Source organism: Klenkia sp. AC732 (genome assembly GCF_979256525.1).
In genome coordinates this window covers 1-232 of sequence record NZ_CEEDOS010000193.1, presented here as the reverse complement: position 1 = coordinate 232, position 232 = coordinate 1, and the positions used below count along the sequence as shown (strand labels likewise).

Below are 232 nucleotides of genomic sequence, written 5' to 3'. Positions count from 1 at the left end.
CCAGAACGGTGCGGTGACGCCCCACTCCCGGGCCAGCAGGCCGCCGATGCCCGAGCCGACCACCCGCCCGCCGAACGTGCCGACCCGGTTCACGCTGCCCACCCGGCCCTGCAGCGGCTGGGGGACGGCGCGCTGCCGCACGGTCACCGACGTCGTCCCCCCGACGAAGGCGTGCACGCCGAAGACGAAGAACACCGGCAGCGCGACGGCGGGGCTGCGGGTCAGCGCGAGC

General features: G+C 76.7%; 1 pseudogene. It reads right to left on the bottom strand.

Annotated features, from left to right (window positions below):
* A pseudogene (locus AC0IVP_RS22240) lies at positions 1 to 232 on the bottom strand (MFS transporter); the annotation flags it as partial.